General features: G+C 46.5%; 9 protein-coding genes. 3 read left to right on the top strand and 6 right to left on the bottom strand.

The genetic code is table 11. The annotated features are described in order from the left end of the window. Positions 1–53: 53 nt before the first annotated feature. The gene (locus CLV59_RS28120) at positions 54–452 is read left to right on the top strand and encodes a DUF4259 domain-containing protein (protein ID WP_111595443.1); all 399 of its coding nucleotides are present in this window, start codon (positions 54–56) and stop codon (positions 450–452) included. 84 nt (positions 453–536) lie between these two features. On the opposite strand, the gene CLV59_RS28115 is transcribed toward CLV59_RS28120, so the two are convergent. Continuing rightward, positions 537–1,802: a NupC/NupG family nucleoside CNT transporter gene (locus CLV59_RS28115; protein WP_111595492.1), complete on the bottom strand. Its 1,266-nt coding sequence runs from the start codon at positions 1,800–1,802 to the stop codon at positions 537–539. 136 nt (positions 1,803–1,938) lie between these two features. Between CLV59_RS28115 and CLV59_RS28110 the strand changes: the two genes are divergently transcribed. Beyond that, complete coding sequence (locus CLV59_RS28110) at positions 1,939–4,209, top strand: DUF7133 domain-containing protein (protein WP_111595442.1); 2,271 nt, start codon at positions 1,939–1,941, stop codon at positions 4,207–4,209. 389 nt (positions 4,210–4,598) lie between these two features. After that, complete coding sequence (locus CLV59_RS28105) at positions 4,599–6,161, top strand: FMN-binding glutamate synthase family protein (RefSeq protein ID WP_111595491.1); 1,563 nt, start codon at positions 4,599–4,601, stop codon at positions 6,159–6,161. 904 nt (positions 6,162–7,065) lie between these two features. Here the strand turns inward: CLV59_RS28105 and CLV59_RS28095 are convergent. The 5 genes from CLV59_RS28095 to dnaE form a co-directional block, all read right to left on the bottom strand. After that, positions 7,066–7,602 carry a DUF192 domain-containing protein gene (locus CLV59_RS28095; RefSeq protein WP_111595440.1) on the bottom strand — a complete coding sequence of 179 codons (537 nt, stop codon included), beginning with the start codon at positions 7,600–7,602 and terminating at the stop codon, positions 7,066–7,068. Positions 7,603–7,613: 11 nt separating this feature from the next. Beyond that, complete coding sequence (mqnE, locus tag CLV59_RS28090) at positions 7,614–8,795, bottom strand: aminofutalosine synthase MqnE (protein WP_111595439.1); 1,182 nt, start codon at positions 8,793–8,795, stop codon at positions 7,614–7,616. Continuing rightward, the gene (locus CLV59_RS28085) at positions 8,792–10,924 is read right to left on the bottom strand and encodes a M43 family zinc metalloprotease (protein ID WP_111595438.1); all 2,133 of its coding nucleotides are present in this window, start codon (positions 10,922–10,924) and stop codon (positions 8,792–8,794) included. The genes mqnE and CLV59_RS28085 overlap by 4 nt, the downstream gene beginning before the upstream one ends. A gap of 159 nt (positions 10,925–11,083) precedes the next feature. Then, positions 11,084–11,401: a thioredoxin gene (gene trxA, locus CLV59_RS28080; protein WP_111595437.1), complete on the bottom strand. Its 318-nt coding sequence runs from the start codon at positions 11,399–11,401 to the stop codon at positions 11,084–11,086. Positions 11,402–11,524: 123 nt separating this feature from the next. Further along, on the bottom strand, positions 11,525–15,166 hold the full coding sequence (gene dnaE, locus CLV59_RS28075) for a DNA polymerase III subunit alpha (protein WP_111595436.1): 3,642 nt from the start codon (positions 15,164–15,166) through the stop codon (positions 11,525–11,527). Between the last annotated feature and the right edge of the window lie 84 nt (positions 15,167–15,250).

Here is a 15,250-nt window from a genome sequence, read left to right as displayed (position 1 = left end):
ATTATCGACTGCTGAATTCTTTATTCTAAAAAAATAAAAAAACTGTAAACACTATGGGCGCATGGGGCACCAGGAACTTTGAAAACGATGGATCACAGGACTGGGTATTTGACCTGGTTGAAAATAAGGACGGCGGGCTGGTTACTGATACGTTGGCACGTATTATCAACAATCATGAGAAGTTAGAAGTCTCTGATTGTGAGGAAGGACTGGCGGCAGCAGAAACTGTTGCAGCATTGGTAGGTCGTCCTAGTGAAGATTATCCGGAAGATCCGCTGGATAAACTGGATATCCTGAATCTGATCGGTACCAAATCATTAAGAAACCAGGCTATCAACGCTGTTAACAAAATTACGAATGGCTCAGAAATGCGTAATTACTGGGAACAAGAAGGTAATCTCGCATCCTGGGAAGCTGTTCAGGCAGGACTGGTTAAAAGATTAGAAATCTAATGTCCAAACAGACTAACAGATAAAAAAATAAACCCGTCTCTACTCAGTAGAGACGGGTTTTATTTTTTATCATGAATTAGTTGATTACATGAGGATACCTGCAATGGTAGCAGAAAGGTAAGAAGCCAATGTTCCGCAGAGCAGGGCTTTCAGACCCAGTTTTGCCAGATCGCTTCGTCTGTCAGGAGAGAGCTCTCCGATACCGCCAATCTGCATGCCCACGCTGCTGAAGTTAGCGAATCCGGCAATCGCAATGGTAACAATGGCGATGCCTTTAGGAGACATAACTGGTACCGTATGTGTGGTCATACTTTTGAATGCCACAAACTCATTGATGGTCAGTTTTTGTCCGAGCAGGGTAGCTACGTTATTGACATCAGAAGTAGGAACACCCATCGCCCAGGCCATTGGCGTAAAGAGTTTGCCAAAGATCCAGTCGAGACTCAGATTAAAATGAGGATTGAAGATGTGCCCGATATGGATCAGTAACCAGTCGATACAAGCGATGAGCGCAATAAAACCAATCAACATGGCTATAACGTTCATGGCTATCTTAAAACCATCGCCGGCGCCATGAGAGATGGCATCGATTACGTTGGTATAGTTACTTTTAACTTCCATTTTCACACGACCCATGGTCTGGCTTTCTTCTGTTTCCGGGAAAACAATTTTAGAAATTACCAATGCTCCAGGAGCTGCCATTAAGCTGGCGGTGATGAGGAAAGGAGCAATGTCCATACCTGCCTGGAAGCCCATGTTAGCGTATACTACGAGGATACCTCCGGCGATACAGGCAAGACTTCCGCTCATAGAGGCAAGCAGTTCACTTTTAGTCATAGTAGGAAGGTAAGGACGAATCATTACCTGCGCTTCTACCTGGCCTACGAAGGCACTGGCTACGTTACTCAGCGCTTCTGCACCACTCACACGCATGATCACATTCATGGCACGGGCAATTACTGCTACAACGCGCTGCATGATACCATAGTGATATAAGATAGCTACCAGTACGCAAACAAGAATAATGGTGGCAGTAACATTGAATGCGAAAACAAAACCGCCATTGGCAAAATCAGCGAAAGCGCTGGTTCCTGGCTGGGCTACGCCTATACCTCCATACACGAAAGCGGCTCCCTGACGTGCAAATGCTTCTAACTTACCCATTGCATGACCTACCTGTTGAAAAAACCAGGTAACGGGAGGTACCTTAAATACAAGTATGCCAATTAATACCTGCAATGCCATGCCACTAAATACTAATCTGTAATTGATCTTACTCCTGTTGTTGGAAAATAAGAAGGCTATACCCAGAATAAGTATTATGCCTATCAAGCCCTGAAAGCGTTCCATAAATGCAAATAAATCGTAAAATGTGTGCAATGAAGCGACGAAGATAGGATTTTTTTCATACCGTGAACGCTTATGGAATAAGGAATGAAAAAAACAGTTGAAAAATGTATTTTTAACCCTTGCAATAGCATTCAAGATGGGCTTTTATAAATTCCTGGTTTTATCCACGTTAGCGCTGGCAATATATGCTTGTAACCAGCCACATTCTTCCGTTTTCAACAGTGCAGCCGCTGATACCGCCGCCGCTCCTACGCTGGAGGGTAAGGAGGCGATTGCGCATATGCAGATAGATTCCGGGTTGGAAGTACAACTGGTGGCACAAGAACCGATGGTGGTAGCTCCCGTAGCCATGAGCTTTGATCCACAGGGACGGATGTGGGTAGTAGAGATGATGGGCTATATGCCCGATACCAGTGGCAATGGCGAGAATGTACCGGATGGAAAAGTAGTCATCTTACAAGATACCAATGGAGATGGCATGGCCGATAAACGCACGGTATTCCTGGATTCCCTGGTGCTGCCAAGGGCTATCTGCCTGATAGATAGCGGCATTCTGGTGGCTACGCCACCAGCGCTCTGGTACTATGAAATAAAGAATGATTCCGCCGGTAAGCGTACGCTGGTAGATGATAAATATGCCGATGGAGGCAACGTAGAACACCAGCCCAATGGACTTTTCCGGGCTATGGATAACTGGATTTACAGTGCAAAATCGGATAGGCGTTACCGTAGGATCAATGGGAAATGGGTGAAAGAAAACACGCATTTCCGCGGCCAGTGGGGGATTAGCCAGGATGATGCCGGGCGACTCTTCTATAATAATAACTCCCAGAACCTGTTGGGCGATTACTTCCTGCCGGGAATGGGCGCTAATAATCCGCATCAGCGCGAAGCGGCGGGCTTCGATGAAAAAATTGTACCCGATAACCGCGTATTCCCTATCCGCCCAACCAGGGGCGTGAACAGGGGATATGTAAAAGGAGTACTGGACGACAGTGGCAGACTGGTTTCCTTCACAGCTGCCTGTGGCCCACATATATACAGGGCTCTGGCTTTACCCTATTCCTACTATGGCAATGCCTTCGTGGCGGAACCTGCCGCCAACCTGATCAAACGCGATATCCTCACAGATAGCGGTCTTGCAGTCACCGGTCGGGAAGCCTATGAGGGTAAAGAGTTCCTGGCCAGTACAGATGAGCGTTTCCGCCCGGTGAATATAACTACCGGACCCGATGGCGCATTATACATCGCAGATATGTACAGGGGTATTATTCAACATAAAACATATCTCACGGGCTATTTAAAACAACAAATTGCTACCCGCCAACTGACCAGACCACTGAACTGTGGCCGTATATACCGCATTGTACCGAAAGGAAAAAAGGTAGAGAATCAACCTTTGTTATTGAATCGCCCGACTAAATTACTGGATTTATTACATGATGGTAACGGCATGCGCCGCGATATGGCCCAGCAGCTAATAATAGATCATCAGCTGATTACATTAACGCCTGCATTAAGACAAATGATGCAGGATTCTACGCAATTACTTGGGCAAAGGCACGCCCTCTGGGCTTTGGAGGGACTCCATGCACTGCGGTGGGAGGATGTCTCCCTAATCCTGCATTCCGGCAACCAGCCTATGCAAATACAGGCGATAGCGGCTATTCCTTCCGTTTTATCTGCTGCCAATATTAAATCGGCACTACCATTAATCGATAGTCTGCTGGCTGATAAATCGCTTGTGCCTTATGCTGCCTGGTTATTACCAGCAGTTGGTAAGTGGGATAAAACTGCTGCAAAGAGAATGGTACTGCAGTTGATGAAATCGTATATGCATGACCGTTATATATCGGCGGCGCTGATCAATAATGCCTGTGACCAGGAATCCGCTATGTTAAAGGAATTGCAGGGTATCAATCCGGACACGACATTAGTATTGTATAAGGCGTTGAAAAACGTATTGGAAAGTATGCAAAGTGCGGAGGAGAAAAAGCGTATGGCCGCCTTGGAATTGGCATATCCGCGTGGGCATGAGATATTTACCACTATTTGCCAGACTTGCCATGGTAAAAGTGGGAAAGGAATTGCTTCTATGGCGCCTCCGCTGAATGAAAGCAATTGGGTGAATGGGAGTAAGAAGTCGCTGATATCCATAGTGTTATATGGATTAACCGGACCTGTGACAGTACAGGGGAAAGTGTATCAGGCCCCTGAAATCAGTGGAGATATGCCAGGAATAGGGGGGAGCGGGGAGTATAGTCATGAGGATATCGCACAGTTATTATCCTATATCCGTAATGCCTGGAAGAACAATGGAGATAAAATCACAGAAGCAGAGGTGAAAGCGGTGCGACAACAATACAATGGCCGGCAAAAGCCTTTTACAGCAGGGGAATTACAATAACGTAACTGGAGAATCCTAAAATACTGCTGGAAATATCGGGTAAATATTCAATGTTGTCATGGCGGCATTGAATATTTACAAAAGAACACGCAACAATCTTTAATGTATTATAATCATATTATAAGTGCATTTCCGTGAAGGAAATTAACCCTATCTTTGCGTCATTATATGAACAACGCAACGAACATATTACCGCGGAAGAACCTATGTACAACATGCATTACTTGCGGGTTTTTGTTGCCATTTTTATCCTGCCCCAAAGACTTCAACACTTGAACCCGGACAACTTAAAGAAAAGCGACTAGTTGTTCGGGGAGGATGACTTACTGTCGAACACCAGGCAGTTTAATCCACTGGCAATTACCAAACAATCTTATAAAATCAATTTTATGAATCATCGGATTGCACGATGGGCAGTTTATGCTTTATGCCTCATATTGGATATTAGTGTAGCAGTGGGGCTTTATCGCGGCTATATTAGCGGATGGGTGTTGTTACCTGTTGCGGTTGGATTGAGTATTCTGACTTTATATGACCGTTTTCAGAGCAAGCATGCGCTATTGCGTAATTATCCTGCGCTCGGACGTTTGCGTTACTTGTTGGAGAACATCCGTCCGGAGATGCGTCAATACTTTTTTGAATCAGACACTGATGGTCGTCCTTTTAGTCGCCGTCAGCGTTCCGTTGTATATCAGCGTGCAAAGGATGTAAAACAAACCGTTGCATTCGGCGCGTTGGCAGATATGTATGAACCGGGTTATGAGTGGGCTTCCCACACTGCTTTCCCGGTAAAAGTAAAAGCAGAATCACTGCGTGTAAATATTGGTAATGAACAATGTTCTCAGCCATACAATGCGAGTTTACTGAACATTAGCGCTATGTCATATGGTGCGTTGAGTAAAACGGCCGTACTGTCGCTCAACGGCGGTGCGCTGCTGGGTGAATTTGCGCATAATACCGGTGAGGGTGGTATCAGTCCTTATCACCTGGAAAATGGTGGTGCACTGATCTGGCAGATTGGTACCGGTTATTTTGGTTGTCGTGATGAGCAAGGTAATTTTTCTCCGGAAGAGTATACCAAATCTGTTGCGGCGCCATCTGTAAAAATGGTTGAATTAAAGCTGAGCCAGGGTGCTAAACCTGGTAAAGGTGGGGTACTGCCTGCAGCGAAGAATACGCCTGAAATTGCGGCTATTCGTAAAGTTAAACCGGGGGTGAGCGTATTATCACCTGCCGCACATACCGCCTTCAGCAATGAATATGAAATGCTCGCATTTTTGCAGCAGTTAAGGAAACTCTCCGGTGGCAAGCCCGTAGGTTTCAAGTTGTGTGTTGGTCGCGCTGACGAATTTGAAAGAATCTGCACCGCTATGGTAAATACCGGTATCTATCCGGATTTCATCACTGTAGATGGTGCAGAAGGCGGTACTGGTGCTGCTCCGCTGGAGTTTACTGACTCCATCGGTATGCCGCTCTACGATGCCCTGGCAATGGTAGTGAATATGCTGAAACATTTTGGCCTGAAACAACATATCCGTATTTTGGCCAGCGGTAAAATCATTACCGGTTTCGATATCATGAAAGTATTGGCACTGGGTGCTGATGCCGCTTACAGCGCACGTGGCATGATGCTTGCGTTAGGTTGTATCCAGGCATTGCAATGCGACAGTGGCAGCTGCCCTGTAGGTGTTGCTACCCAGGATCCAACATTGTATCGTGGTGTGAACGTAGAAGATAAACGTGTACGTGTAGCTAATTTCCATCGTAATACAATCTATGCTCTGTCAGAACTGATGGGAGCTTGTGGATTTACCTCAGCCGACAAGGTTGTTCCGGATGCATTATTCCGTCGTGTAACCAGAACGGATATTCGTTCATACGCGGAAATTTATGGACCTCGTGTAAGTAAAGCTGGTACGCCGCTTTATCCGGAGCATGTCGCGCATAATTAATTCAGCTATAGTGTTAGCAGTCAAATATGTATCAAAAGAGCAAGAGAACTCCGCTGTCTAGCGGAGTTTTTTTTGCGATTTTTTTTCTCGCAGAGCAGCATAAGCAGCAAAGCAGCAAAAGATTGAAATGGGAGATGGGTGTAGGATGGTTTCACGCAAAGGATCTATTGTTCTGGTTTTTCTCGCAGAGCAGCATAAGCAGCAAAGCAGCAAAAGATTGAAATGGGAGATGGGTGTAGATGGTTTCACGCAAAGGATCTATTGTTCTGGTTTTTCTCGCAGAGCAGCATAAGCAGCAAAGCAGCAAAGGATTGAAAGGGGAGATGGGCGTAGGATGGTTTCACGCAATGGATCTATTGTTCTGGTTTTTCTCGCAGAGCAGCATAAGCAGCAAAGCAGCAAAGGATTGAAAGGGGAGATGGGCGTAGGATGGTTTCACGCAAAGGCGCAAAGAAGCAAAGGCTTGTGATTTGTTGTTTGATTGTGTCTTGTTAGATTAGCTCGCAAAGGTTTTAACTACTATTCTACTATACTTTCTGGCGTTTTTCGGGAAAAAGGGGAAGTACTTCAAAAATTCTTTGCGGTCTTAAACAAACAACAACACATAATCCCCAATTCCTTTGCGCCTTTGCGTGAAACCAGCAAAACCACATCTTTGCTGCTCTGCTGCTTATGCTGCTCTGCGAGAAAAAGGAAGCTTCATCAACTTTGCGCCTTTGCGTGAAACCAGCAAAACCACATCTTTGCTGCTCTGCTGCTCTGCGAGAGAAAAAAGAAACCATACGCTGCTCTGCGAGAAAAAGAAAGCTCCGTCAACCGACGGAGCTTTGTGTTGTATGTCAGATATGTATCAATGAGGCAGGGCCATAAAAAAATCCGCTGACTGGCAGCGGATTTTCTGTATTTATAATTTGGTATATGCAATTTTATCGCCGTATGCAATGTGGTACTTGTCTGCAAATCCACCGGTTACTTCCAGTACATACTGGGCCTTTTTGAAGGAAGGCAAACTCTGTTCTGACAGTGGGGTGGCGTATTTCTGGATAGATACGATCTCCATTTTATCATCGATATAGATGATGTCCAGGGAGATATAGGTATTCTTCATCCAGAAGCTGCGTTCTTCCATATCAGGAAAGATAAAGAGCATCCCCTGATCATCAGACATGGATTTACGGTACATCAAACCATCTTCCCGTTGTTTGTCGGTTTGTGCCAGCTGGATATCGATCTTACGAAGCGTATCTGCACCGGATTTGGAAACAAAAGCCAGGGAGCCTTCTTTTTTGAAGGCGCTACCATTCGCTGTTTCTACCGATTGCTCTTCGGTGGAAGGCGTAGTGGGAGTGGTGGTGCTGGTCGTCTGGTTGTTGTTGGCCGACTGGTTACATCCGGAGATGTAAAGACCTGTAGCCAGTAAGAATAGCAGATGTAATTGCATAAGGGTAAGGCTTATTTCAGCAGCAGTTCCTCATCAGAGAAAACAACGTCTGTATAGTCTTTGATTTCATTGTATACGGTATCTCTTTCCACTGGTCTGCGTCCGGCCTGACGAATCAGCATAGCCAGTTGGGCAGTGTTCATGGAAGGATTTTGTTCCTCAGCGCCAGCCATGGAGTAAATTTTGGTGGTATCGTCGATGGTACCGTCCAGGTCATTTACGCCGAAGGAGAGGGTCAGTTGAGCCGTATTTCTTCCCAGCATAGGCCAGTAGGCTTTCAGGTGAGGGAAGTTATCCATGTAAAGGCGTGCAATTGCATACAGTCGCAGATCTTCGATTACAGAAGACTCTGGAATGTCCGACATATCATTGCCTTTATTGCGGAATTTCAGTGGAATGAAGGTATTGAAGCCGCCGGTTTCGTCTTGTAATTGACGGAGCCGCTCCATGTGGTCTACACGGTGTTCGTAGTTTTCTACGTGGCCATAGAGCATGGTAGCATTGGTATGCATACCTTGTTTATGCGCTGCGCGGTGGATAGCCAGCCATCCGTCCCCATCTACTTTATCATGGCAGATTTTGGCACGTACATCCGGATGGAAGATTTCTGCACCGCCACCAGGCATAGATTGCAGACCTGCTTCATTCAGGATGCGCATACCTTCTTCTATGGATACTTTCGCTTTGCGGAACATGTAATCCAATTCCACAGCAGTAAAGCCTTTGATGTGGAGATCCGGACGATGTGCCCTGATCTTTTGGATCAGTTCCACGAAGAAGTCGAGCTGCATTTTAGGATGTACGCCACCCACGATGTGTACTTCTGTCACCGGCTGGTTGTCATATCCTTTGACGATGTCCAGCATCTGGTCTATACTCAGTTCCCATCCTTCTTCCCTGTTTTTATATAAACGGGAATACGAACAGAAATGGCAGGTAAATACGCAGACGTTCGTGGGTTCAATATGAAAGTTACGATTGAAGTAGGTTTTGTCGCCATGCATGCGCTCTCGAACGAGATTGGCTAATGCGCCCAGGTAACCGATATCCGCTTTTTCGAATAAGGCGATACCATCTGCTGGCGTCAGCCTTTCCTGTCTTAATACTTTCTCGCCGATGGTTTTCAGCGACTGGTCCAGTGCGGGATGCTGCAGTAATACTTCTACAGCAGGATAATCTTGTCTCATCGTCATCTTACTTTCATTAATTTAATGGTGTTGGCCCTGTTCCGGTAAATTAATTTCACAAAATAAACACCATTTGGCTCATTTACCAAATTAAAGGTCATACGGTTGGCATTGTTGATAGCAGATTTAGGTAGACTCGTGATAAACTGTCCCGCTGCATTGTAAATGGAAACCTGTAACAGATCCTCTGGTACCTGGTAAAAAGTGACCCATACCAGCCCGCTGGAAGGATTGGGATTCACCAATACTCCTTGTCTCCTCAAATCTTCATTCACTTCTTTGGTGACAATATTGATATTATCAATATATATGTTATTCTCTGAATTAGAGATGTTTCTGAATATTACTTGAAATTTTCCTTTATGTACTGCGGCGGTTAAATCCACAGAATCCCGTCTCCATTCGTTAGCGGCCGGAACGAACTCTGTTTGCAAAGCCGTAGGGTGGGTAATGAGATTAGGGCCCCATTTCTGATAGAGCATAGTGCTGGTATTCATACAATCTGTACTTACCAGTACCTGCAACGTATCCCACATATTGCCGATAGTATTGGGATTGGTAAAGACAGCCGCAGCCACATCAAAGAAGAGGAAAACGGAATCACTTCCGGCAGGATCGAGTACTGGGGTGAGCAGGTCGTCTTGCTGGTAATTGGTATTATAGCCCAGGTTACGCATCAGTGCAGATGCTTTGCTATTGCTGCCCACATCGCGGGCGCGTTCCCAGGTGAAGCTTTGATCCGGATTACGTATAGCCCATCCCGGAGGAGGGAAGCTGTCGTTTTCAAAGCCTTCAAAGAAAGGCAGTGAGGCCTCTGCATCGTAATTAAAGCGATTGCGGGCCGTATCATTGGACGGGTCGCCGTCTGGTTGTCCATTCGGTAACTGCGTATAGGCTTTAATGTTATAGGAGCCGATATCCACCTTGCTGGAAGGAAGCGTGAGCGTGGTTTCCGTGAAACTGGCCAGGTTGCCGGTCCATTGATAGGCGACCAGTGGTCCGCTACCTACCTGGTAATTGATCTTCACGCTGGTAAGAGGTTGGGAACCTTTGTTCCGCAGTACCACCGAGGGCATGATATTTTTGTCGCAGATCTTACCGGCGGGAAATGGTAGCTGGCGTATGGCGGCGTCATTAGGAAAGACTACAGGTGGCGTACAGCCATTGGAGTTCATCAGCGGTTGTACCACATTTTCAAGCACATAGCGCATGCGTACTACCTGGCCGGCGGTAAAAAGGTGCATACAGGCATCGTCTGTGTAGTCCATGTAGTTCATGAACATAATTCCCGGCGGGGTGGGGCTGCACAGGTCCGTTTTCGGAAAGGTAGGACAGCCGAAGCTGTTGGTACCCTGCAGGGGCGTATCTGCGATCCCGTCGTCATCGGAGCAGTCGCCATTATCATCGCCCCATATATGTTTCAGTCCGAAGAAATGGCCTATTTCATGGGTTGCAGTGCGACCTTTGTTATAGATGCCGCTTAGTTCCTGACCTATGGTGCCGAAGGCATTATACATGATCACTACCCCCAGTTGATCCGCGGGGTAGCCATAAGTGGAAGGAGCAGCCACGCCGAGGTAGTTGCCTGCGAGTCGCGTTACCCAGATATTCAGATAGCGTTTGGAATCCCATGCGTCAGAGCCGCCTGTGGTACTATATTTGACGTCCGGCGCGCCGTTGTAGATTTGGAAACTGCGACCTGGAGCCGTTTTTACACGCACGATACCATTAGATGGTTCTCCATCAGGAGTACGTTGGGCGAGGCAGAAATTGATATTTGAATTGCCAATGAGCGATTGCCATACGGCGGGCGTCAGCATTACATCGCTGTTGGTGGCAGTATAGTCTTTATTGAGGACATCGATCTGGGATTGGACCTGTGCATCAGAAACGATGTCGGGGTTATCCAGTACGATATGTACAACCACCGGGATGGTGACAGCTTGTGGCTGGGCTTCTGTGCGTGGTTTCAGTTGCCCTTTCAGCATGGCATTGTTATAACTGCTCACCACCGCAGCCAGTTTGGGGTTGTCCTTAATCATTTGCTGCAAAGCTTCACTGGTACCGCATTTGCGTTGGGCGATCAGTTGGTTGAAACAAAATAAGGCCAGCAGGATAAGGATGAGTTTGCGCAATGGCTGTGAATTTGAATGATTTTGAATATGAAAATATTGAGATGTAAGATAACGTATAGATTTTAATTAATAGTTCAGTGAGTGGGGCGGGGTATAAAAAAGACGGTCTCTACTTAGTAGAGACCGTCTTTTTGTATGATTTACTCAGTTATAATCTGATTAGAGATTTGCCTGAATTTTCTTGTCCAGCACTGCTTTAGGAACAGCACCTACTTGTTTGTCTACCACTTTACCGTCTTTCACGAACAGGATAGCAGGAATACTGGTGATACCGTAATCAATTGACAGTTGCGGATTCTGATCCACGTTAACTTTACCGATATTAACTTTACCATCATAATCTTTAGCCAGTTCTTCAATAACTGGTCCGATTGCGCGGCAAGGACCACACCATTCTGCCCAGAAGTCGATAACAGTAAGTTTATCGGAGTCCAGTACGGTTGACTGGAAGTTTGCATCTGTGAATTCTAAAGCCATATACTACTTTAATTTAATGAATTATATAATGATTGTTTTGATCTTATCTGATTAATCAGGTTCAATAGTGCTTTATTATTGTCAAATCTTGAACCATGTGCAAATTACTGCTTTTTTGACATCTTACTTATTGATAATATCGATATAGACATTGATGTCAGGTTGTTTCGCCAGATACTGTGCCAGTTCGTCATTCATTTCAATATTCCGGTTAAAGGTGTGCAGTTTTGCCTGCAGTTGATGGTCGTCATCTGACAGGTGTACATGCATGGTGCTGCTACCTGGAAAACGGTTTACATTCTCTACGAGGAAATCAACGGTTTTGCGGGTAATTTGTTTAGGGGAGGTCATTAAAAATACCTGTTTGGTATGGGTCTTTTTAACCTCTTGTAGCAGTTGAATACCATTTACCTTGAACTCGTACTCATTATCGTTAAAGCGCTTGGATTTGAAGCCGCCATTGATAAACAGGCATAGTCCTGGTTTCAGGTAAGGGGCGAAGCGGATAAAGTCTTCACTCCAGAGGGCGAATTCAAATTTTCCGGAATAATCTTCTATCGTCATAATACCGAACTGGCGGTTATTTCTGGAGATTCGTTCCTGGGCGTTGGTGATGAATACGGCGAGACGGAAGTTACGTTCTCTTGCTCTGCCGCCTGTGGAGCCCGGAGTCGTGATTTCAGACTGGTAGTCCAGCAGTTCCTGTACGGAGTTCATCTGGTAGTGTTTCATCTCGAAGCGGTAATCGTCCAGCGGGTGACCGGAGATATAGATACCGGTTACATCGCGTTCGTTATTGAGTTTCATGATGAGGGGCCAGGCGTCGCAGGTCGGAATTTTAGGCGGTTCTACGTCGGGCAGTTCATCTGCACCGAAGAGGCTGCCGATGGTAGAGGAGCCGGCACTGACCTGCTGACCGAATTTTACGATACGGTCGATGCCTGTCAGCGGTTCGTTGTCTGGCTTATGGAAATATTGTGCACGATGGAGTTCCGGGAAGCAGTCGAATGCTCCGGACATGGCGAGGGCCTCCAGTGATTTTTTATTGACAGCGCGTTGGTTGACGCGTTTGATAAATTCGAAGATGGTTTTGTAGTTGCCTTCTTTGCGTCGTTCTTCCAGGAGGCTTTCTACGGCTGCTTCACCTACGCCTTTTAGTCCGCCGAGGCCAAAACGGATCTGGCCTTGTTTGTTTACGGCGAAGCCTTTGAAGGATTCGTTTACATCTGGCGGTAATACGTCAATGCCCATACGTTTACACTCTTCCATGAAGAAGGTGATTTTCTCAATATTGCTGGCGTTATTCAGTACGGCAGCCATATATTCAGCAGGGTAGTGGGCTTTGAGGTAGGCTGTCTGATAGGCCACGAAGGCGTAGCAGGTAGCATGGGATTTGTTGAACGCGTAGGATGCGAATGCTTCCCAGTCGGTCCATACTTTATCACAGATTTTCAGGTCGTGGCCATTTTTCTGGCAACCTTCCATGAACTGTGATTTCATTTTATCCAGAACGGCTTTTTGTTTTTTACCCATTGCCTTACGGAGAACGTCCGCATCTCCTTTGGAGAAGCCGGCCAGTTTCTGGCTGAGCAACATTACCTGTTCTTGATATACGGTAATACCGTAGGTATCGTTCAGGTATTCCTCCATTTCTGCGAGGTCGTAGGTAGTGGGTTCCAGGCCGTGTTTACGGCGGATAAATGCCGGGATATACTCGAGTGGTCCGGGACGATACAAGGCGTTCATGGCGATCAGATCGTCGAAACGGTCCGGTTTGAGTTCGCGGAGGTATTTCTGCATACCGGCAGACTCGAACTGGAAGGTGGCGTTGGTTTCACCTTTCTGATACAGCTCATAAGTTTTGGCATCATCCAGCGGGATATAATCGATGTCAATCTCAACGCCGTGGTTCTGTTTAATCAGTTCCAGGGCATTTTTTATGATGGTGAGGGTCTTCAGACCCAGGAAGTCCATTTTGATAACGCCGGCCGACTCGATGATACTTCCTTCGAACTGGGTGACGAGGAGGTCGGAGTCTTTGGCTGTGGAAACCGGGATCAGGTCGTACAGGTCTTGTGGCGCGATGATGATACCTGCGGCGTGGATACCGGTGTTACGTACGGAACCTTCGAGTACGCAGGCTTCGCGGAGTACTTCACCCTGGAGGTCTTCTCCTTTGATGAGTTCCCGGAGCTTCTTCACGTTTTCCAGGTCTTCACCGGCGAGGCCTTCTTTATCAGAGAGACTTTTATCTCCTTCCAGGGGAGCGTTGAAGATGCGATCCAGCTGGATACCGGGTTTTTCCGGTACCAGTTTGGCGAGGGCGTTGGAATCCGGCAATGGGAGGTCCATTACGCGGGCAACGTCTTTGATACTCATTTTGGCCGCCATGGTACCATAGGTGATGATTTGAGCCACCTGGTTACGGCCATATTTCTGTACTACGTAATCAATTACTTTCTGACGGCCTTCATCATCGAAGTCCGTATCAATATCGGGCATGCTCTTACGTTCCGGGTTGAGGAAACGCTCAAACAGCAGGTTGTATTTAATAGGATCGATATTGGTGATACCGATACAATAGGCTACTGCAGAACCGGCGGCGGAACCACGGCCAGGGCCGATGAATACGCCCAGATCGCGGCCGGCTTTGATGAAGTCGGATACGATCAGGAAGTAACCGGCGAAGCCCATGTTTTCGATTACCTGCAATTCGAAGTTGAGGCGTTCCTCCACTTCGGCGGTCATCTCTGTATAGCGGGAGCGTGCGCCTTCATACGTGAGGTGACGCAGGTATTGGTCTTGCGTAAAGAATTCTTTCGGGATAGGGAAGTTGGGCAGGAGGATATCTCTTTTCAGATCCAGCAACTGTACTTTATCCACGATTTCGTTGGTATTGTCGATCGCCTGCGGGAGATCGTGGAACAATGCCGACATTTCCTCTGTGGTCTTGAAATAGAACTGGTCGTTATAGAAGGCGAAGCGTCGGTTTTTCATGGACACATCGTCGTCTGCAAACTCCTTCATGGTAGGCGTACTTTTCTTTTCGCCGGTGTTGATACAGAGGAGGATATCATGTGCATTGGCATCCGCCTGATCCACGTAGTGGGAGTCGTTGGAGGCAATGACTTTTACATTATATTTTTCGGCGAATCGCAACAGGACTGCGTTTACCTGTTCCTGTTCGGGGATGCCGTGTCTTTGTAATTCTACATAAAAATCTTCGCCGAAGATATCCAGCCACCATCTGAACTCCTTTTCTCCTTCGTCTTCCCCTTTGCGGAGGATGGTTTTAGGAACAGAGGCGCCAAGGCAGCAGGTAGTAGCAATAAGTCCTTTATGGTATTGAAGTACGAGTTCTTTATCGATACGGGGATATTTACCGTACAGGCCTTCCATATATCCGAGGGAGCAAAGCTTGATCAGATTACGGTAGCCTTCATCATCTTTTGCCAGGAGTACCTGGTGATAACGGATATCTTTTTCCTCGCGGGTGAAAGCGCGTTTATGCCTGTTTTCCACCAGGTAGAATTCACATCCTACAATAGGTTTTACTTTCAGGCGTTTATCTTTAGGATCGGCGGGATTCAGCTTGTTATTATATGCTTCTGCCACAAACTGAAACACACCGAACATATTACCATGGTCTGTTATGGCAAGGGCTGGCTGATTCGATGCCATCGCTTTTTTGTAGAGCGATTTGATATCAGCAGCACCATCCAGAAGGGAATATTGAGTATGTACGTGTAAGTGGGAGAAATTCATCTTGCTATCCTGTTTCGTCAAGGAGCAAATGTCGTAAAATATTCCAAGAGTAGGGCAGGTGTTTTTATAAGTATTTAAAATTCA

The organism is Chitinophaga dinghuensis (assembly GCF_003259435.1).
Taxonomy (GTDB): Bacteria; Bacteroidota; Bacteroidia; order Chitinophagales; family Chitinophagaceae; genus Chitinophaga; species Chitinophaga dinghuensis.
The sequence above is the reverse complement of the archived record's forward strand: the minus strand, read 5'-3'. Positions and strand labels throughout refer to the sequence as shown.